Source organism: Flavobacterium sp., from assembly GCF_035456225.1.
GTDB lineage: Bacteria > Bacteroidota > Bacteroidia > Flavobacteriales > Flavobacteriaceae > Flavobacterium.
The window spans coordinates 12464-33039 of the sequence record NZ_DATIDM010000105.1; the positions used below are offsets into that span (position 1 = coordinate 12464).

General features: G+C 36.5%; 20 protein-coding genes and 1 other RNA gene. 12 read left to right on the forward strand and 9 right to left on the reverse strand.

The window, feature by feature from the left end; translation table 11 throughout:
- Positions 1-132 precede the first annotated feature (132 nt).
- Both VLB74_RS06250 and VLB74_RS06255 read left to right on the forward strand, forming a co-directional pair.
- Positions 133-1590, forward strand: a complete 1458-nt coding sequence (locus VLB74_RS06250) for a DUF1254 domain-containing protein (protein WP_325202599.1) — start codon at positions 133-135, stop codon at positions 1588-1590.
- Between the two features lie 46 nt (positions 1591-1636).
- Entirely contained in the window at positions 1637-2677 is a 1041-nt protein-coding gene (locus tag VLB74_RS06255) for a methyltransferase (protein ID WP_325202600.1), read from the forward strand.
- A 110-nt stretch (positions 2678-2787) separates the two neighbouring features.
- Here VLB74_RS06255 and VLB74_RS06260 read toward each other — a convergent pair whose 3' ends face one another.
- From VLB74_RS06260 to VLB74_RS06270, 3 genes are all read right to left on the reverse strand, one after another.
- Positions 2788-3621, reverse strand: a complete 834-nt coding sequence (locus VLB74_RS06260) for an OmpA/MotB family protein (RefSeq protein ID WP_325202601.1) — start codon at positions 3619-3621, stop codon at positions 2788-2790.
- Positions 3622-3697: 76 nt separating this feature from the next.
- Positions 3698-4693 carry a glycosyltransferase family 2 protein gene (locus tag VLB74_RS06265; protein WP_325202602.1) on the reverse strand — a complete coding sequence of 332 codons (996 nt, stop codon included), beginning with the start codon at positions 4691-4693 and terminating at the stop codon, positions 3698-3700.
- 21 nt (positions 4694-4714) lie between these two features.
- The gene (locus VLB74_RS06270; protein ID WP_325202603.1) at positions 4715-5161 is read right to left on the reverse strand and encodes a type I restriction enzyme HsdR N-terminal domain-containing protein; all 447 of its coding nucleotides are present in this window, start codon (positions 5159-5161) and stop codon (positions 4715-4717) included.
- A gap of 63 nt (positions 5162-5224) precedes the next feature.
- Here VLB74_RS06270 and holA point away from each other — a divergent pair, with 63 nt between their 5' ends.
- Positions 5225-6229, forward strand: coding sequence for a DNA polymerase III subunit delta (gene holA, locus VLB74_RS06275; RefSeq protein ID WP_325202604.1), 1005 nt, complete (start codon positions 5225-5227; stop codon positions 6227-6229).
- Positions 6230-6368: 139 nt separating this feature from the next.
- On the opposite strand, the gene VLB74_RS06280 is transcribed toward holA, so the two are convergent.
- Positions 6369-7445 carry a glutaminyl-peptide cyclotransferase gene (locus VLB74_RS06280; RefSeq protein WP_325202605.1) on the reverse strand — a complete coding sequence of 359 codons (1077 nt, stop codon included), beginning with the start codon at positions 7443-7445 and terminating at the stop codon, positions 6369-6371.
- 88 nt (positions 7446-7533) lie between these two features.
- On the opposite strand from VLB74_RS06280, the gene ffs reads away from it, so the two are divergent.
- From ffs to fsa, 5 genes are all read left to right on the forward strand, one after another.
- Positions 7534-7632: signal recognition particle sRNA small type (ffs, locus tag VLB74_RS06285), an RNA gene on the forward strand.
- 76 nt (positions 7633-7708) lie between these two features.
- Positions 7709-8707, forward strand: coding sequence for an enolase C-terminal domain-like protein (locus VLB74_RS06290; RefSeq protein WP_325202606.1), 999 nt, complete (start codon positions 7709-7711; stop codon positions 8705-8707).
- Positions 8708-8835: 128 nt separating this feature from the next.
- The gene (locus VLB74_RS06295; protein WP_325202607.1) at positions 8836-9639 is read left to right on the forward strand and encodes an SDR family oxidoreductase; all 804 of its coding nucleotides are present in this window, start codon (positions 8836-8838) and stop codon (positions 9637-9639) included.
- Between the two features lie 14 nt (positions 9640-9653).
- A complete protein-coding gene (locus VLB74_RS06300; protein WP_325202608.1) occupies positions 9654-10346 on the forward strand; it encodes a hypothetical protein in 693 nt (230 codons plus the stop codon).
- Positions 10347-10405: 59 nt separating this feature from the next.
- A complete protein-coding gene (gene fsa, locus VLB74_RS06305) occupies positions 10406-11062 on the forward strand; it encodes a fructose-6-phosphate aldolase (RefSeq protein ID WP_325202609.1) in 657 nt (218 codons plus the stop codon).
- A gap of 157 nt (positions 11063-11219) precedes the next feature.
- On the opposite strand, the gene VLB74_RS06310 is transcribed toward fsa, so the two are convergent.
- Positions 11220-12629: a TlpA family protein disulfide reductase gene (locus VLB74_RS06310; RefSeq protein ID WP_325202610.1), complete on the reverse strand. Its 1410-nt coding sequence runs from the start codon at positions 12627-12629 to the stop codon at positions 11220-11222.
- Between the two features lie 156 nt (positions 12630-12785).
- Here VLB74_RS06310 and VLB74_RS06315 point away from each other — a divergent pair, with 156 nt between their 5' ends.
- Positions 12786-14402 carry an ABC-F family ATP-binding cassette domain-containing protein gene (locus VLB74_RS06315; protein ID WP_325202611.1) on the forward strand — a complete coding sequence of 539 codons (1617 nt, stop codon included), beginning with the start codon at positions 12786-12788 and terminating at the stop codon, positions 14400-14402.
- Positions 14403-14464: 62 nt separating this feature from the next.
- Here VLB74_RS06315 and VLB74_RS06320 read toward each other — a convergent pair whose 3' ends face one another.
- The 4 genes from VLB74_RS06320 to VLB74_RS06335 all read right to left on the reverse strand — a co-directional run bounded on the left by VLB74_RS06320 (position 14465) and on the right by VLB74_RS06335 (position 17771).
- Positions 14465-15415 carry an NmrA/HSCARG family protein gene (locus VLB74_RS06320; protein ID WP_325202612.1) on the reverse strand — a complete coding sequence of 317 codons (951 nt, stop codon included), beginning with the start codon at positions 15413-15415 and terminating at the stop codon, positions 14465-14467.
- A 165-nt stretch (positions 15416-15580) separates the two neighbouring features.
- Positions 15581-16462 (reverse strand): pirin family protein, encoded by an 882-nt coding sequence (locus tag VLB74_RS06325; protein ID WP_325202613.1) that lies wholly within the window; start codon positions 16460-16462, stop codon positions 15581-15583.
- Positions 16463-16488: 26 nt separating this feature from the next.
- Positions 16489-16803, reverse strand: coding sequence for a GNAT family N-acetyltransferase (locus VLB74_RS06330; protein WP_325202614.1), 315 nt, complete (start codon positions 16801-16803; stop codon positions 16489-16491).
- Between the two features lie 89 nt (positions 16804-16892).
- The gene (locus tag VLB74_RS06335) at positions 16893-17771 is read right to left on the reverse strand and encodes a pirin family protein (RefSeq protein WP_325202615.1); all 879 of its coding nucleotides are present in this window, start codon (positions 17769-17771) and stop codon (positions 16893-16895) included.
- A 301-nt stretch (positions 17772-18072) separates the two neighbouring features.
- Here VLB74_RS06335 and VLB74_RS06340 point away from each other — a divergent pair, with 301 nt between their 5' ends.
- The 3 genes from VLB74_RS06340 to VLB74_RS06350 all read left to right on the forward strand — a co-directional run.
- Positions 18073-19410, forward strand: a complete 1338-nt coding sequence (locus VLB74_RS06340; RefSeq protein ID WP_325202616.1) for a T9SS type A sorting domain-containing protein — start codon at positions 18073-18075, stop codon at positions 19408-19410.
- A gap of 125 nt (positions 19411-19535) precedes the next feature.
- Positions 19536-20087: a bifunctional pyr operon transcriptional regulator/uracil phosphoribosyltransferase PyrR gene (gene pyrR / locus VLB74_RS06345; RefSeq protein WP_325202617.1), complete on the forward strand. Its 552-nt coding sequence runs from the start codon at positions 19536-19538 to the stop codon at positions 20085-20087.
- A gap of 25 nt (positions 20088-20112) precedes the next feature.
- On the forward strand, positions 20113-20576 hold a 464-nt coding region (locus VLB74_RS06350; RefSeq protein WP_473964693.1), incomplete at its 3' end, for an aspartate carbamoyltransferase.

Here is a 20576-nt window from a genome sequence, read left to right on the forward strand (position 1 = left end):
AGGAGAGATAAGCCATTGATCTTGAAAATGAGATTCACTAAACAAAATGAAATAATTAATTGAAAAGCGAAACCTTATTACTCTGAATTGGGATTAGTTATAAGTGTTTAGCGTATAAATTATAAAAACATTATGAGAAAGATTTTCCTTTTTTTTCCTGTCATATTGTTGCATATATGCTGTAATAAGAATTCGAAACAATCGAATACCGCAGACACAACAAATTCAGCCGACTTACATGGCGAAACATTCAAACCTAAAAATATTCAGGAAGAAATGATTTACAGTCGTGCCTTAACAGCGGCGGTATGGAGTATGCCTGTGGTAAATTACCAACTGATGTATCAGGAGATGGCTACTAAACTTAATGGTAATTTCAATCAGATTGTTATCTGGCCAAAACTTTTGGATTGGAAAAATCAGACACTCACACCCAATCCTGATGTTATCTATATTATGCCTTTTTTCAATACAAAAGATGTTGGTCCTGTTGTTTTGGAAATTCCTCCTGCTGATAAAGGGATGCTGAACGGAAGTGTTATGAATTACTGGCAGGCAGCTATTGAAGATATCGGGCCTGGTGGAGTTGATAAAGGTAAAGGAGGAAAATATTTGTTTCTTCCGCCGGATTATGACCTTAATATGGTTCCGAAAGGTTATATTCCGCTTGCTTCTAATACGTACCAGGGTTATGCCTTAATACGTTCGGTACTTAAAAGTGGCAATTCTGCCGATGTTGCAGCAGCAATCGAATATTCAAAAAGAATCAAACTTTACCCTTTATCACAGGCAAGCCAATCACCGCAGACTACTTTTTTGGATGCTAGCAATGTAGTGTATGATTCTTCCATCCCCTATGATATCAGGTTTTTTAAATCGCTTAACATTATGGTTCAGGCAGAACCTTGGCTTGAGCGTGATAAGGCGATGATTGATCTTTTAAAAACTATTGGTATTGAAAGGGGAAAACCTTTTAATCCTAATCCCCGGACAGAGGAAATCTTAAACCATGCGATCAAAGCTGCAAAAGCTTGGCTTGATGTTAACTATGAATCGATGCCAAGATATTATACGGATGCGCATTGGTTTTTTCCGGCCTCGGAGGAAACACATCAAAGCATCGTAAACGATTTCAAAGTTCCTGATTCATACCCTGTAGATAATCGTGCCGTGATTTACACGATGGCTTTCTTCAGTGCTAAACATATTGGTGAGTCACAATATTATTTGATGACGGTAAAAGATAAAGATGAAAAACCGCTTGACGGCAGCAAACATTATAAATTGAATGTGCCCGCGAACGTACCGGTGACCCAATATTGGTCAATGACGGTATACAACCGACATACACACACCTTCATTCGTAATGCAAACTGGATGGGACGTTCTTCACAAACTCCCGGTATTCAGAAAAACGCTGATGGTTCCGTGGATATCTATTTCGGACCAACACCTCCGGCAAGTGGAGAATCGAACTGGATTCCGACAGATCCTAAAGGACAATTTGAAGTACTCGCGCGTTTTTATGGCCCTCAAAAAGCCTTGTACGATAAATCATGGAAAATGGGCGATATTGAAGAAGTGAAATAGTGAGTTGAAAACGGTCAGAATAGTCAATAACAGATAAATAAAAAAAATGAGCAACACGCAAAATCATCCAAACCCTGAAAATATTTTACAAATTGCTTCGGGTTTCTGGGCTTCAAAAATTCTTTTGAGTGCCGTAAAATTTCAAATCTTCACAACGCTTGCCGAACGAAAAAGCATGACGGCCAGCGAAATTAAATCACTTTTAGGTTTTAAATGTTCCCATAGGAATGTGTGTGATTTTTTAGATGCACTTACGACTTTTGGTTTCTTAAACCGTGAGGGCCTACTGGAAACTGCCAAATACAGTAATAGTATTGATACCGATTTTTTCCTGGACAGAAACAAACCCTCTTACATTGGAGGATTACTTGATATGTTAAATAACAGGCTGTATGGTTTTTGGGGAAATCTTGAGGAAGGTTTGATAACAGGTAATCCTCAAAATGAAGCGGTTCAGGGAGAAAATCTTTTTGATAAATTGTATGCGGATCCGGAAAGACTGAAGGAGTTCATTCATGCGATGAGTGGCGTTCAGATGGGCGCATTTATGGCTTTGGCTCAAAAACTGGATTTCTCAAAATCCAAAACACTTGTAGATGTTGGAGGCTCGGCAGGAATATTGTCGTTGATGGTGGCTAAACACCAGCCGAACATGAGCTGTATCACCTGGGATTTACCTGCTGTTGCACCGATTGCTGATCAAACCATTCAGAAATTTCAACTTGGAGATCGTGTTAAAACGGCTCAAGGTGATTTTTTTAAAGACGAATTTCCTAAAGCAGATATTGTAACGATGGGTAATATCCTTCACGACTGGGATGAGGAAACCAAATTGATGCTCATGAAAAAAGCGTATGATGCTTTACCTGAAGGCGGTGTATTTGTAGCTGTTGAAAACGTAATAGACGAAAACAGAAATAAAAATGCTTTTGGCTTAATGATGAGTCTTAATATGCTGATAGAAACAGGAACCGGATTTGATTATACATTGGCCGATTTTAATAAATGGGCAACGCAAGTCGGTTTCAAATCGACATCGATAATGCCTTTAGCTGGTCCAACAAGTGCGGCAATAGCTGTCAAATAGTCAATGTTGTTTTTAACTGAACATTTATCATTGATCCAACTAAATAAAAAAGAGTTTCAATTGAAACTCTTTTTTATATTACTTATTGTCGCTGCGACTGTGACTGGAAACTATTTACTCAAAGTCTTCATCTCTTTTTCAAGCATATCATAGAACTGATCTATTTTAGGCATGATGATGATTCTTGTTCTTCTGTTTTTAGCACGGTTAGCCGGTGTATCGTTTTCTGCAAGCGGAATGAAATAGCTTCTTCCGGCAGGGATTAATTGTTTCGGATTTACACCCAAATCTTTGTGTAATACTCTCACGATTGATGTAGCTCTTTTAACCGATAAATCCCAGTTGTCCAACAATACGGCGTTTTTAATAGGCACGTTATCAGTGTGTCCTTCTACCATACATTCAAAATCAGGCTTGCTGTTGATTACTTTGGCAACTTTAGCCAAAACGCCTTTAGCTCTGTCACTTACTTCATAACTTCCTGATTTGAATAAAAGGTTATCGGCAATGGAAATCATAACCACTCCTTTTTCCACATTGATATTAATATCCGGATCGTCAATACCTACTTCACGTTTTAAACTGGTAACCAAAGCCAAAGTAACGCTGTCTTTTTTGGTTAAAGCATCCTGGAGACGTGAAATTTTCAAGTCTTTTTCCTTTAAACTTTCCAATGATTTTTCAAGATTCTGTGCACCTTTCGTAGTCAAAACTGTCATTTCTTTTGAACTGTTGATCAAATCGGTGTTGTTTTTCTTTAAGTATTCGTTCTGATTGTTTAAAGCTTCCTTCTCGGTAAGACAAGTATTCAGTTTAACGGTACAGGTATTCAGTAAATCCTGAATTTCTTTGTTTTTAGCTTCCAACTCCGCTATTTTTTTCTTTGATCCGCATGAGGTGAGGGTGAGGGCGGCTACAGAAATTAAAATGAGTAGTTTCTTCATGATTAATGATTTTTAGGATTTTTACAAAGTTACTTACTTATGAAAATGTTTCGAAATTTGAAATGATAAACAAATGTTAAAGATTAATATCAAAAATCTTACCATTTTTAAAGTAGTAACGGTATATAATCGATTTTGTTTTGTAGTAACTTTTAGATTGATGACCTTCTCTTTTTCTTAAAAATCGGATCATATGAATATAAAAATAATAATGAGCACATAAAATCGCCCATAAATGTTTAGGTTTTCCCTGAAGAAGAAAACGTACACCGGCAACGCCGTCAAGGCACATGCGAATGAAAAGGGTTGGAAACAACTGTGAAGAAGGGAGATTTTTGAGCATCATCCAAACCGAGTTTCTGAAGTTCAGGAATGTTTTTCGTGGGCTTCCAGACTCAAGTGTAGCTCCGCCAACATGATATACTGTTGAAGCTCCGCAGTATTTGATGCGATAGCCTTTATTGAAAGCTCTCCAGCACAAATCAATTTCTTCCTGATGGGCAAAAAAATCAGGATCGAAACCTTTTAATTCCCTGAAAATCTCTTTTCGGATAAAAAAACAGGCTCCGGATGCCCAGAAGATTTCAAAGGTATCGTTGTACTGACCTGAATCGCTTTCTATTGTTTCGAAAATGCGTCCACGGCAGAATGGGAAGCCATATTTGTCAATAAAACCACCTGCAGCACCGGCATATTCGAAATTAGCCTTGTTTTTAAAATCCAAAAGTTTTGGTTGGATTATCGCCGTGGTTGGTTCGTTTTCAAATAAACTGATAATAGGCTGCAACCAGTTTTCGGTTACTTCGATATCCGAATTGACTAAAGCATAAATATCTTCCTCAACAAATTGTAAAGCTTCATTATATCCTTGCGCAAAACCGAAATTCGCTTTGTTTTCGATAATGGTAACTGATGGAAAATTGGTTTTTAGATACGATACAGAAGCATCGGTGGAAGCATTATCAGCCACATATATTTTTGCTTCCGGGGAATATTGAATTACTGATGGTAAAAACTGTTCTAATAGTTTTACACCGTTCCAGTTTAGTATAACAACAGCTACTTTTTTCAAAGTTGGATTCGGATTTGGTTATTAGGTTATGAAATCAGGTAAATCGTGAAGAAAGTGATATTTTTCGTTTTCATAATCCATCTGACAAAAATAATGATTTAGTCCGTTGGTCACCATTAAATATTTTGCATCGAGTGTCATGTTGTAACGCGCAATCTGATCGAAAGTTTGCTGGGTAATTGTTACTTCCGGAGCTTTGCATTCGATTAAAAGAAATATTTTTCCATCAGGCTGAAATACAACAACATCATAACGTTTGTTTAAACCGTTAATTTTAATGGATTTTTCAACGTTGATGTATGATTTTGAATAGTTTTTCTGTTGCAGTAAAAACTGAATCACGTGTTGGCGCACCCATTCTTCGGGAGTTAGGACCACAAATTTTTTACGGATTTCATCAAACACAGCGAGTTTATTTTCACTATTTTTGAACCGAAACGTATAAGCTGGAAAATTCAGTTTTTGCATGAAGCAAATATAATTTTAAAATGATCGTAAACAAACTGATCACTGTTTACTGACCACTAATTTATGGACGAAGTTTTAAAAATCATAAAAGACATACAAGCCGGAAACATTAAGCCAATCTATTTTTTAATGGGCGAGGAGCCTTATTATATTGATAAGTTGGCCGAATATATTGAAGATAATATTTTGCAGGAACACGAGCGCGATTTTAACCAAACCGTTTTGTACGGACGTGATGTAACTGTTGAAGACATTGTTGGGAATGCCAAACGTTTTCCAATGATGGCCGATCGTCAGGTGGTTATTGTGAAAGAAGCGCAGGAATTATCCCGAACCATTGAAAAGTTGGATGCTTACGCTGAAAACCCACAGCCCACGACGGTTCTGGTAATCTGCTATAAATACAAAACATTAGACAAGCGCAAGAAAGTCACCAAAACCCTTGCTAAGACCGGGGTTGTTTTTGAAAGCAAGAAACTGTACGAAAATCAGGTGGGTGATTGGATGAAACGCGTTTTGGCAGGTAAGAAATTAAATATCGAACCTAAAGCCGTAGCTATGTTTGTCGATTTTTTAGGAACTGATTTAAGCCGAATTGCTAACGAAATTGATAAATTAGCTATCATTTTAAAGCCTGGTGAAACAATTACACCTGCCATAATTGAGGAAAACATCGGTTTCAGCAAAGATTTTAATCCATTTGAATTGCGTAAAGCCATCGGAGAACGAAATCAACTGAAAGCCTACCAGATAGCGGATCATTTTGCCCAAAATCCTAAAGACAATCCTATTGTGCTGACAATCGGTCTGGTGTTTGGTTTCTTTTCGCAACTATTGCAGTATCACGGATTGAAAGATAAAAGTCCGGGAAATGTGGCAAAGACCCTGAAAATAAACCCTTATTTTGTGAAAGATTACGATGTAGCGTTGAAGAATTACCCAATGAAAAAGGTGAGTGCCATTGTGAGTACGCTTCGTGATATAGATGTAAAAAGCAAAGGAGTGGGAGCAAACAACCTTCCGCAACACGATTTGTTGAAAGAGATGCTGGTGAAAATTTTTAATTAAGATTGATTTGGATTCATAATTAAAAAGTTTCGCTGTAATGTATGCAGTAGGGAGATGAATTTTTAAGCCACGAATTCATGAATTTTAATATATAATTCGTGAATTCGTGGCTAACTTTTAGAATAATAAAGGAAAAGTGTTACTCCGTAATTTTAATCTCAAACATCTTGTCCCAGTTTTTACCGGTAACAAAAATGGTTTTCGTTTTTGGGTTGTAAGCGATTCCGTTTAATACATCAACATCCGGGTGTTGGGTAACTTTTGTTTTTAAATCGGCTAAATTAACAACGGCTTCCACAGCGCCATTTTTCGGGTTGATAATCGCGATAGCGTCCATGGTGTAAATATTGGCGTAGATTTTACCATCGATCCATTCCATTTCGTTTACGGCTTTGATTTTGGAATTAGAAGTATAAACATTGATATAGTCCACCTCTTTAAAATCAGCCGGATTTACGAAATAAATCTTTTCAGAACCGTCCGACATTATAAGGTTTTCACCATCATTAGATAATCCCCAGCCTTCCATTTTTTTGAAATAAGTGAACGTTTTTTCTTTTTTAAACGTATCAGCATTATAAACATAACCTTCACCATTCTGCCATGTGATCTGGAATACTTTATTGTTTAAAACAGTACAGCCTTCACCAAATACACTTTCAGGAAGCTCTTCTATTTTATAAACTTTTCCTGTTTTGTAATCGGTTTTGCGCAGGGATGAAATTCCTTTTAATCCGGTACCATTTCCGGTACCATTTCCGGTGCTTTCAATTAAAGTGTCACGGTAAAATTCCAATCCTTGTGTGTAGGCTTTCAAATCGTGTGGGTAAGTGTTTACGATCGTATATTTCAATATTTTCGGTTCTACATCAGAAACTAATTCTACGCGAGAGGTTATTTCGCTGTTTTCACCTTCAAAATATACCAATGCTTTAATGTTTTGGTATCCTAATTTTTGATCGGCAAAAGCAAAATCCATTTTGTTGTTTCCTTTTGCTGTACCTATTTTTTTATCGTTGATATAGTAAACGATTGAGTCAATTTTTTTGTTTTCAGGATTTTTTAAGGCCAAAGAAAGCGATTCCAGCGGCTTATATTGCTCTTTAAATTGGGAAGAATCGAAAGAAAATAAATTTTCTGTGGCTTTTTTATCACTGTTGCAGGAAATAATTACAGTTCCTAATAAAATGAATGCTAATAGGTTATGTTTTTTCATTGTTTTAAAATTGATAGAGGCAATATACAATGTTATTTTTATATCTTCAATTGACTTGCAAAAAAATAAAAAGGTTGTATATTTGCACCGGCAAGTCCTACACGACCAGCTCCTGCAGACTCCTCCAGGGTGGGAACGCAGCAAAGGTACGCGGTTGTAGCGGTGCGATGTAGGTCGCTTGCCATTTTTTTTAGAATATCTTTTAAGTTTATGTATCTCCCTTGTGGAGATTTTTTTATTTTTAGGGTATTCAAATCTATATCATGAACCTGTCCTGGCAAATCGTCCGTCTCAATCTTAAGGAAACTTTCTCTATATCTTACGGTAGTTATGCTTTTAGGGAAGCGCTTATTGTTAAACTGAATGATTTCGGAGAAAGTGGTTATGGCGAATGTACAGAGATAGATTACTACCATATAAATTTGTCGGAATTTGACAAAAAACTACATCTTGTAAAAGACAAAATCGAATCCCAAAAAATTCTTCATCCTACTGATTTCTACAAATTCCTGATAATATTGGAATTGCCAAGTTTCTTGCGCTCTGCATTGGATTGCGCTTATTGGGATCTGTTCGGAAAATTAGAAAAGAAAACTTTCTCCGAATTGAATTCGATTGAAATAAATGTTGTTCCACAATCATCAATAACCATAAGTGCAGCGTCTATTGAAACTCAACTTGAAAAAATCGCCAATTCTTCCTGGAGCAAAGTCAAAGTCAAATGCAATCGTTTTGACGAAAAGGAAATCGAAATGCTTTTGCAAACGGGGAAATCGGTGGCTTTGGATGCTAATGGGAGTTACACTTCGGCACAATGTCATTGGCTTGAAAATTTAGAGACAACAAAAGATTTTACTTATGTGGAACAACCGATGAAACCCGGAACGGCTAATTTTAAATCGTTGCATTCCGACAGGTATCCAAATTGGATGGCCGATGAAGATTGCCAGGAAAATATCGATTTAAATGTGCTGAAACCCCATTACAGAAGCATCAACATAAAATTGGTTAAGTGTGGCGGACTAACACCTGCATTAGAATTAATAAAAGAAGCCCGATTGTTGGATTTCAAAATCATGATTGGCTGTATGACCGAATCGACTGTTGGTATTTCAGCAGGAGCGTGTTTAGCTTCATTAGTGGATTTTGCCGATTTGGATGGTGCCAATTTAATAGCCAACGATATCGCTAAAGGAAGTCAGGTTATTAACGGGATCATTCGTCTTTCGGAAAAACCCGGATTGGGAATTCAGATTTTATAGTCGGAAAACTTTTAAAAAATCCATATTTTCGCCCTTGAAATTAAGAGAATAGAATATAGAAAATAGAAAAATGACTTTTATTCCTCATCCTTTCATCTTTGTTCTACATTCTTTAATCGTATAAAAAAATGAGTAAAGTAGTTTTAATTACCGGAGGTTCTTCCGGAATTGGGAAATCTGTTGGTGAATTCCTGTGCCAGAAAGGTTTCACTGTTTATGGTACAAGTCGAAACCCAAACCGCGTTGAAAATTCTGTTTTTCCATTGGTTGCTTTGGATGTCAGAAATACGGAAAGCATCAAAAATGCTATTACTGAAGTAATTGCTAAATCAGGGCGATTGGACATTGTTATCAATAATGCCGGAGTAGGAATTACGGGTCCGTTAGAAGAAATTCCGGCCGAAGAAATAAAAAACAACTTCGAAACCAATTTATTCGGACCTATCGAAGTGATGAAAGCTGTTTTGCCGCAAATGCGTATTCAAAAATCAGGTTTGATTATTAACGTAACTTCCATTGCAGGTTATATGGGATTGCCTTACCGAAGCGTGTATTCAGCATCAAAAGGAGCATTAGAATTAATTACCGAAGCCTTACGAATGGAAACCAAATCTTTCGGAATTCATATTACGAATGTGGCTCCGGGTGATTTTGCTACAAATATCGCGGCTGGTCGTTATCATGCGCCTTTAGTGAATGGTTCTCCTTATGAAATTCCGTATGGAAACACCTTAAGAACGATGGATGAGCATGTAGACAGCGGAAGTAATCCGAACGAAATGGCATTGGCAATATATACCATCATTCAGAGTCCGAAACCGAATGTGCATTATAAAGTTGGCGCTTTTATGCAAAGGTTTTCCATTGTATTAAAACGGGTTCTTCCGGACAAAATGTATGAGAAATTATTAATGAATCATTATAAGCTCTAAAAAACAAAAGACTTATGAAGTTTAAATTTCTTCTGTTTTTCATTTTGATATCCAATTGCTGCTTTTCGCAATCTTTAATGGAAAATGACACTGTAAAATCTGCTGTTATTGTAACAGGTGGTTATGGCATTAGTTATAGGACCGTTAAAGTTCCTAAAGACTTGCCGTCAGAAGAAAGGGATTATTTGAAAGATTTAAAAACCGGAACAAATTTTGATATCGGGCTGTATTACAAGTTTAATTCGATAGACGGTGGTTTAGGATTGAAATATAGTAATTATCATTCCAAGGGGAGTGGGTATTCGGATGAGTATGGCAGTTTCGGAGATGATATCAACATAACATTTTATGGTGCTTCAGTTTTTCTTTCGACAAACAACATATCTAATGGTAAAAAACAATCGGGACAACTATTTGCAGAATTCGCGTTGGGATATATTCATTATAAAAATGATTCCTATGCTTTTGCAAACGAACATACAACTTACAGGGGCGGAAACATAGGTTTTTCTACTTCACTTGCTTATCATTTTCGTATTACGGATCATTTATTAATAGGGCCGCAACTGGGGTATACCGGAGGTTTTTTGAAAAAAATCAAAGTTGATTATCCGGATAACAGTGAGGAAACTATAAAAATGGATGAAGAATCCAGAGAACGTTTGCATCGTATAGATTTAAATCTTTCGGCTAAATTTAGATTTTAAGTAAATTAATGAATAATTTTGCAACCGATTTATCAATTTAGGAACACAATATTTTAGATATGAAATTTTTTATAGACACTGCTAATTTAGAGCAAATTAAAGAAGCACAGGCATTAGGTATATTAGATGGCGTTACAACAAACCCGTCGTTAATGGCTAAAGAAGGAATTACAGGGAAAAACAATATTTTAAAGCATTATGTAGACATCTGTACTATTGTTGATGGTGATGTAAGTGCCGAAGTAAATGCTTTGGATTTGGAAGGCATGATCAAAGAAGGTGAGGAGCTGGCCGACTTGCATGAGCAGATCGTAGTAAAATTACCAATGACAAAAGAAGGAATCAAAGCTTGTAAATATTTCTCTGATCGCGGAATCAAAACCAATGTAACATTAGTGTTCTCTGCTGGTCAGGCGCTTTTGGCTGCAAAAGCCGGTGCAACTTATGTTTCTCCGTTTTTAGGTCGTCTGGACGATGTCTCAACAGATGGTTTAAATCTTATCGACGAAATCCGTCAGATTTATGATAACTATGCTTTCGAAACACAAATTTTAGCTGCTTCCGTTCGTCATACAATGCATGTTGTAAATTGCGCTAAAATCGGAGCTGATGTTATGACAGGACCATTATCGTCTATCTTGGGATTATTGAAACATCCTTTAACAGACATCGGAATTGCTCAATTTGTCGCTGATTTTGAGAAAGGGAATAAGTAGTTTACAGTCACAGCTTACAGTTGCGGTTTTGACAAACCATTATACTGTTGAATAGTTGTGACATATTAATTATACAAATAAAAAGGCCTTTTACATTAGTCATTAGTAAAAGGCCTTTTTATTTTATAAACTGAAAACGGAGACTGCGACTGAATACTTACTTAAGGTATTTCTCAAAATCAGCATCGAATAAGCTAACGAAAGCGTTTTTGATTGTACCGTCCGGATTTAGAAGCAATACACGATGGATTTTTGTAATAACCCATTCTTCTTTTAATTTCTGCATATCTGTTGCACGAAGTTCAACACTGTTATCGAACTTGTATGAATTAAGTGTTTTTATCCAATCTTCTTTTGAATCATCCATGTTGATGCCGACAAAATTTAAATCCGGATATTTTACTTTTAAATCGTGTGCTTTCTTATGAACACTTTCCAAGTGTGATTTCGCACTTAAAGACCAGAAGAAAACTATAGTCTCTCCTTTGTTTTTTTCGATTGAATTGAAATCGATTTTTTCATTTTGGCTGTTAAAGAAGGTTTGTGGCGGAAGTGTGCTTCCCGGTTTTAAAAGTTGTGCGGCACTTGAAATTTTTCTGATTTCATTGTGCTTGCTTTTATCTGTGGAAAGCTGAAAGTAACGGTCTAAGAATTTCTTGTTGTTTGCCATGTTTTGATCTTCAAGAAGATACATGAAGGCAATATTGTTTAAAACACCATTTTTTATTTTCTGGTTCTTTATCAGCGTATCGGTAATGTTTAGTTTTTTGATATTGGAAGCTAATGCGCTTTGCTCATAGTCTTTTTCAGTGGTACAGTTTTTATAGGCGATGTTGTTTAGCAGGGCAGTTATGTAGCGCACAAAATCAACATAAGTGGTTAAATCCTCATTATTGTAATCGATGTTGTTTCTGAAAGCATAGTAGTTTTTAGGTAAAGCTTTACAGATGTCTTCGCCGTTTCTTCTTTTATGAGCTATCGGATAAATTTCTTTTTTTGCCAGATAATCTAAATCCAGTGAAGCTTTTGCAAAAACATCGAATTTTTCATTCCAGCCGATTTCGGTTTTCCTTCTGAGATAAAATGCTTTTTTGGCAGAATAAGAAGAATCTATGGTTTTTGAGAATTGTTTGTAGTTTTTATCAAAAACATCATAACCTCGGTCGGATTCATTTTTAAGGAACATTTCAATCAGATAATTGTTTTTCTGATCACCCCGCCCGCAAAATACCAATGAATTATCAAATTCTTTTGTGTTTAACCGAAGCATTATACTGTCGTTTTTGTCAAAATAAACGTATTGGTATTCCGGTTCATGTCTGAAAGTGTACATCCCGGTAGCCAGCGAATCGAATTTTTTGAAAAACCGGTTTTTATCATCCAAAAGTAAAGAATCAATCACTTCATTATCCTTTAAAAGAAGCACATAACGATTGTTTGGATTGATTATTTCGCCACCAAAATAAGCAGTGTAGTTGTCGTCTTTGAACTCTTTGTTACACGAACAAAGACCACATAGCACGACAGACGAGATAGGTAGTAGTAGATTTTTTAGATAGGCAAACATTTAATCTAAATTAATTCAACACAAATATAGGTCTGTAAGGTATAACTTGCTGTTAATGTACAGTTAAAATGCCAAAATGAACATTCTTATAATATGGGGTCAAAACTCAGCTATTTTTTTTACTTTTGCAACACTTTCACAAAAAATAAGAAATCAATGTTAACAGTATCAAATTTATCAGTTCAATTTGGTAAACGAATTTTGTTTGACGAAGTAAACGTGACCTTCACACAAGGGAACTGCTACGGAATTATTGGAGCAAACGGTGCAGGAAAATCTACTTTTTTAAAAATATTATCAGGAGATATCGATCCCACATCAGGTCGGGTGATTCTTGAGCCGGGCAAACGTATGTCGGTTTTAAACCAGAACCACAATATGTTTGACGAGCATACTGTTTTGGAAACCGTGTTAATGGGGAACCAAACATTATTTGCCATTAAAAAGGAAATGGACGAGTTGTATGCAGATTATGATGATAAAAATGCCGACAGAATCGGTGAACTTCAGATGCAGTTTGATGAAATGAACGGATGGAATGCCGAATCAGATGCAGGTGCTATGCTTTCCAACTTAGGAATTAGTGCAGAACATCATTATACATTGATGAGTGATATGGAAGGGAAAATGAAAGTTCGTGTGTTATTGGCACAGGCACTATTTGGTAATCCTGACGTATTAATCATGGATGAGCCTACCAACGACCTGGATTTTGAAACTATTGGTTGGTTGGAAAATTTCCTTGCCAATTATGATAATACGGTATTGGTAGTTTCTCACGACCGTCACTTCCTGGATGCGGTTTGTACTCATGTATCGGATATCGACTTCGGAAAAATCAACCATTTTTCCGGTAACTATACTTTCTGGTATGAATCTTCTCAGTTAGCGGCTAAACAACGTGCGCAACAAAACAAAAAAGCGGAAGAGAAAAAAGCAGAATTAGAAGAGTTTATCCGTCGTTTCTCGGCGAACGTTGCAAAATCAAAACAGGCAACTTCCCGTAAAAAAATGATCGATAAATTGAATTTGGACGAAATCAAACCTTCAAGCCGTCGTTATCCTGCGATTATTTTTGATCAGGAAAGAGAAGCCGGAGATCAGATTTTGAATGTACAGAATTTAAGCGCTTCAATTGATGGCGAAGTGTTGTTCAAAAATGTTGATTTAAATATGGCAAAAGGGGATAAAGTGGTTGTTTTTTCTAAAGATGCCCGTGCTACGACTGCCTTTTACGAAATTTTGAACAATAACATGAAAGCCGATACAGGTACTTTTGATTGGGGAATTACAACTACGCAATCGTATCTTCCAAACGATAACCACAGTTTCTTTGAAAATGATTTAACATTAGTGGATTGGTTACGTCAATGGGCAAAAACAGAACCGGAAAGAGATGAAGTTTACGTTCGCGGTTTCTTGGGGAAAATGATTTTTTCGGGAGAAGAAGCTTTAAAAACAGGTCGTGTTTTGTCCGGAGGTGAAAAAGTTCGTTGTATGTTATCTAGAATGATGATGCTTAGAGCCAACGTATTAATGTTAGATGAACCAACCAACCACCTTGATTTGGAATCGATTACTGCTTTCAATAACTCATTGAAAAACTTCAAAGGTTCTGTGTTGTTTACTACGCATGACCACGAGTTTGCACAAACGGTTGCTAACAGAGTATTGGAAATCACGCCAAACGGAGTAATAGACAGATATATGACTTTCGATGAATATCTTGAAGATGATAAAATTCAGGAGATGAGAAAGAAAATGTATTCTTAAATAAATGAAAATCCCGCTAGTAAGCGGGATTTTTTATTGTTTGTGTTTGTATTTTTTTGATTTTAATCCATCGGAATCCTGTTGGCATTTTTTTCAACCCAAGTGTCAAATGATTGTAATGCAGGGTTCAGTTCTTTGGCAAATTTCATATCGCGAACACTATTGAAAGGACCATCGAAATCACGATAAAATTGGAACATATTTCCTAAATCTTCCGCGCCAGGAAATCCAAAGTTTCTGTATTGTTCAGGCGTAACTTCATTATAGACAACTTCCTTACCTAAAGTTTTTGATAATTTTTCGGCCATTTCAGTACAAGTAATCTGATCTCCAGAAATACCAACTCTTTTACCTATTAATTCCTTGCCTTTTTTGAATATACCATAGGCGCATTTACCAATATCTTCTGATGAAATACCTGCCAATTTTTTATCTCCCATTGGGAATGTTATTGCCATATTTCCATTAGCATCTTTTTTAGGTCCCATACCGAAATAAATCAGATTTTCCCAGTAAAATGATGTCAGCAAAAAAGTTACCGGCAGTCCAGCATCTTTAAAAAAATGATCCGATTCACCTTTACCGTCAAAATGTGGGACTTTATATTTTTCCTGTAATGTCGGCATACTGTCATCGCTTAGCGGGACAAACTTTCTTACATCTTCAAGGGTTGACCAAATTACATGTTGTAAACCAACCTCTTTGGCTGCTGCTGCCATATTCTTCGCTTCGCTCATTTCTTTTTCCACCGAGAAATGTTCCCAGAAGAACGTCACAAAATAAGCTCCGTAAGCCCCTTCCAAAACACGTTTGATGCTTTCAATATCATCAATATTTGCGGATACAACTTCGGCTCCCATTGTTGCGAGCGCTTTCGCTTTTTCCGAATTGACATCTCTTGTTACCGCGCGAACAGAAAATTCGCTATTTGGGTCATTGAGTATGGCATGTGCCAAACCGCCACCTTGAGCACCAGTTGCTCCGAATACTGCAATAATTTTTTTCTGCGACATGATTGTTGTTTTTTATATTAGAATTGAATCAATGAATTTCAATCAAATTGATAAAATGCAAAAAGAAATAGGGCAGGTTTTACTAAAGAAATGGAGCAGTTAACAAGGTGAATTTATAATTGATTTCACTAAAAAATCTTTTTTAATGATTCTTTAGTTATTTTCTTAAAACTTTGGCGGCGGAGGTAAAGGAACAAATTCGGTTTCTCCGGGAACTTTCGGGAATTTTTGATTTTCCCAATCGGTTTTGGCTTTTTCTATTTTGTCTTTATCCGAAGAAACAAAATTCCAATAAATGAATCGTTCTTCAGGAAAAGGCTCACCACCAAAAATATAAACGGATGTGTTTTCACCAATTTCAAATTCACAAAGTTTTGTGTCTTTGGCGATTAAAATCTGCTTTGAGTCAAAAACGACATCGTCACTTTTAATACTTCCTTCTAAAATGTATAAGGCGCTTTCACCAAATAAATGATCGCCCATTTTTATTTTCTGTGGAGTAGTGCTTTTTATTTCAATCAGGTAGAGCGGACTGTAAACCGGTACAGCCGATTTTCTGCCAAACGCTTCTCCTGCAATCAGTTTGAAAGACAGGCCATCTTGTTCCCAATGCGGAATGTCTTTTTCTTCAATATGTGTAAAATTGGGCTCCATTTCCTCTAATTCTTTTGGAAGGGCAACCCAAATTTGCAATCCGTGAAGCATTTTTTCAAATCCTCGAAGAAACTGCGGTGTTCTTTCGGAATGGACTATTCCTTTCCCGGCGGTCATCCAGTTTACAGCTCCTGGCTCAATTACCATTTCGGTTCCTAAACTGTCGCGGTGCATTATTCGGCCTTTAAACAGATAAGTCAGCGTGGAAAGGCCTATATGCGGATGCGGTGCTACATCAAAATTCTCATAGTCACTTAAATAGGTCGGTCCCATATGGTCAATAAAAACAAAAGGCCCAACAGTTCTTTTCTCTCGAAAAGGCAAAAGACGCCCTACCATAAAATTTCCAATATCGGCAGCACGTTCTTCTATTATTAATTTTACGTTTGACATAAGCAGTTTTTTATAAAGATACCAAATTATTCGTCAAATCCTTTAAAATTTTCATCCACTATTCGTTTCCATTCCGGATGTCTTTTTATGTAAGCGAACACGAACGGACATAGCGGAACAAGTTTGAAACCACTATCCTCAATATAAGTTAATGTCTTTTCGACGATTGCTGTTCCGGCACCTTTTCCTTCCAGTTCGGGTTCAGATTCCGTGTGAATCAAAGTAATGACATGCGGTCTTTCTTTATAAACGATTAGGGCTTTGTATCCGTCGATGGTTATTTCAAACTGCTGCTTTTCTTCGTTTTTAATCAGAGGAATGTCTAAATATTCAGGTTTCATATATTTGTTTTTATCGTTATGATTAGATTTTGGTTTTTTCAAAAATAGTAAAGCAACAACCCAGAAGCAGGATTGTTGTTTTTTAATGATTAGTCTTCAAGAAATCCGAATTTTCCATTGTTGAAATCATCGATTGCCTGTATGATTTCTTCACGTGTGTTCATTACGAATGGGCCGTGTGGAAAAATTGGTTCGGTGATTGGTTCACCGCTCAAAACCAAAACGATGGCATTCTCCAAAGCTTCGATGGTAAAATCCTCTCCTTTGTTTTCGAACAGCACAAAGTGATCGGTTGGAACCACTTCGTCGTCATTAACTTTAATATTGCCTTCTATTACCAATAATCCTGTATTGTAATTGGCCGGAAATGAAAAAGAAACTTTCCCGCCGGCATTCAGTTTTGCGTTTTGAAGATGAACGGGAGTAAACGTTGAGGCAGCCCCTTTTACCTCTTCATAATTTCCGGCGATTACTTCAATAATTCCTGCGTTATCAGGAAGTTTATATTTACTGATTTGCTCATTGCTGATTCCCTGGTATTTGGGAGCCGACATTTTATCTTTAGCCGGTAGATTTACCCATAATTGTACCATCTGAAATTCGCCACCGGTTTTACTGAATTCTTCTTCATGATATTCTTTGTGTAAAACACCTGATGCTGCAGTCATCCATTGTACATCACCTTCACCGATAACACCGCCACCACCGGCACTGTCATGATGCGCTACTTTCCCTTTGTAGGCAATGGTTACGGTTTCAAAACCTCTGTGCGGGTGTACGCCAACACCTTTTGGGATTTCAGAAGGAGGAAAGTTGTATTTTGAGTTGTAATCTAACATGATAAACGGACTCATACGTTCCATATCCAAATGATAACCGCTTGGAATAAAATTATGTACTCTAAAGCCGTCACCAACAAAATGGGGCGTTTTTGGAGCAGCTACTAATTCAATATTTTTTGTTGCCATTGTACTATTTTATTTAAATCGATACACAAAGTTAGTTTACATGATTGCCAAAAGCACTTAATTTAGGTTAAGAAATGAGTAGAACAAAAGTGATTAAGAAGTAGTAAAGAAATTATTTTTAGTTCATTTTATCATCAAGATTATATTAAACATGTCTCGATTTGTTAAAAAAATATTGAATTTATATATAAAAAAATTAATAACAAATAATTGTCAAAATGTTGTAAAAAAAATATATTTGCAACCCCTTTTATTTTAGCTTCTCTTAAAAGAAAAGGTCTAACCCAAAAAATTTTAATCTATGAGAAAAAAAATTACGCTGCTTAAATTAGCCGTATGCATGCTTGTATCTTATTCAGGATTCAGTCAAAACAGAACTACCTTTTCAAAAAGAACACCATCCGGGCATATCAGATGTGCCACCACAGAGTACGAAACTCTTTTGAGAGAACAGTATCCAAACAGAGCAACGTCTGAAGAATTTGAAAACTGGTTGGCTCCGAAAATTGAAGAAGCGAAGAGAAACAGAGAAAATTCGACTTCTAAAGTTGTAATTAGTGTACCTGTGGTAATACATATTATCAGTAATGGGGATGCTATTGGTACGAATGAAAACATTTCAAATGCTCAAGCTTTATCGCAAATTACAGTTTTAAATCAGGATTTCAGAAAAATGTTTGGGACTCCCGGATACAACACTAATCCAGTAGGAGCCGATATTGAAATTGAATTTTGTCTTGCTCAAAGAAAACCTGACGGTACAGCTACAACAGGTATTGATCGTGTAACAAGAACCAGTGCAGCATACAACACTTACAGTGCTACGGAAACGATGAAAGCTGCTACAATTTGGGATTCTACTCAATATTTTAATATTTGGACCGTATTCTTTACCAATAACTCGTCACAGGAAATGTATGGAACTTTGGGCTATGCGCAATTCCCAAGTACATCAGGATTAACAGGACTAAATTCAGACGAAGGGCCTGGCACTACAGACGGTTTAGTCGTTGATTACAGAGCTTTCGGATCTTCGGCTATTGCAGCAGGACCTTATTATACAGGGTATGATTTAGGAAGAACTGCTACTCATGAAATAGGGCATTGTTTCGGATTGTTACATATTTGGGGAGATGCAGCTTGTGGAACTGATTATTGCGCTGATACGCCGGTTGCTCATGATGCTAATTTCGGATGTCCTACAGTAACAAATTGTTCGAGCACTGGAAATGAAATGGTTCAGAATTACATGGACTATACAGATGATTCATGTATGAACATATTTACAATCAATCAGAAAGACAGAATTACAGCAGTAATGAATAACTCTTTACGAAGAGCATCATTGAAAACATCAAATGCTTGTACAGCTCCGCTTTCAGCACAGGAATTTGATTTGCTTAATTCAGTTCAGTTATATCCGAACCCAACCAATGAGATTATCAATATTGCATTGTCGAATTCTGAATTGCCAGACAATTTCGTAATCTTCAATAGTTTAGGACAGACAATCAAAGATGTAAAAGTTGCATCCGAACTGGATTTAGCAGTGAATATGTCTCAATATCAGGCTGGTGTTTATTTTATCAGAATCGCAAAAGATGGTTCTGTAAGAACATTACGATTCATCAAAGAATAATTCTATTCAAAAATATTTTTATAAAGACCGCTCGAACTGCGGTCTTTTTTTATGTAAACTATATAGCGGGACATTTTTTAAACAAAAAAATTGTACTTTTACACACCAAACACAACACTTCATTTATGAGTCAAAAAGTATTGCTCACTTCAAAAGAAGTCAATATCATTCTGCATCGTTTGGCTTGCCAGTTAATCGAAAAGCATCTCGATTTTTCAAACACTATACTTATTGGGATTCAGCCTCGCGGTAAATATGTTGCAGAGAGAATCAAACAGATATTGGAAGAAGAATACAACATTAAAAATATACCACTCGGATTTTTGGATATTACTTTTTTCAGAGATGATTTCCGCAGGACCGAAAAACCAATGGAAGCCAATAAAACTCAAATCGACTTTTTAGTAGAAGATAAAAAAGTGGTTTTCATAGACGATGTTTTATACACCGGGAGAAGTATCCGTGCGGCTTTGACTGCAATCCAATCGTTTGGAAGACCATCAGGAATTGAGCTTTTAACGCTTATCGACAGACGTTTCAGTCGTGATTTACCGATTCAGCCCGATTATCGTGGCCGACAGGTCGATGCAATTAATAATGAAAAAGTTCTTGTAAACTGGAAAGAAAACGACGGAGTGGATCAAGTGCTTTTAGTAGCCAAAACAACAAACAACTAAGAATTACAACAACACAACAATAACGATGAAAGAACTAAGCGTCAATCATTTATTAGGAATAAAATACATCAACAAAAACGATATCGATTTAATCTTCGAAACTGCCGATCAGTTCAAGGAAGTAATCAATCGTCCGATCAAAAAAGTACCTTCATTACAACATATTACAATTGCCAATATCTTTTTTGAAGACAGTACGCGTACCAAACTTTCATTTGAATTGGCACAGAAACGTCTTTCAGCGGATGTAATGAGTTTTTCTGTGGCACAATCCTCTGTTAAAAAAGGAGAGACGTTGATTGACACCGTAAACAATATTCTTTCAATGAAAGTTGATATGGTTGTCATGCGTCATAAAAACCCGGGAGCGGCTCATTTTTTATCGCAAAATGTTAAAGCGAGTATTGTAAATGCCGGAGACGGAGCACATGAACATCCTACTCAAGCATTATTGGACAGTTATTCCATTCGCGAAAAATTAGGTGAAGT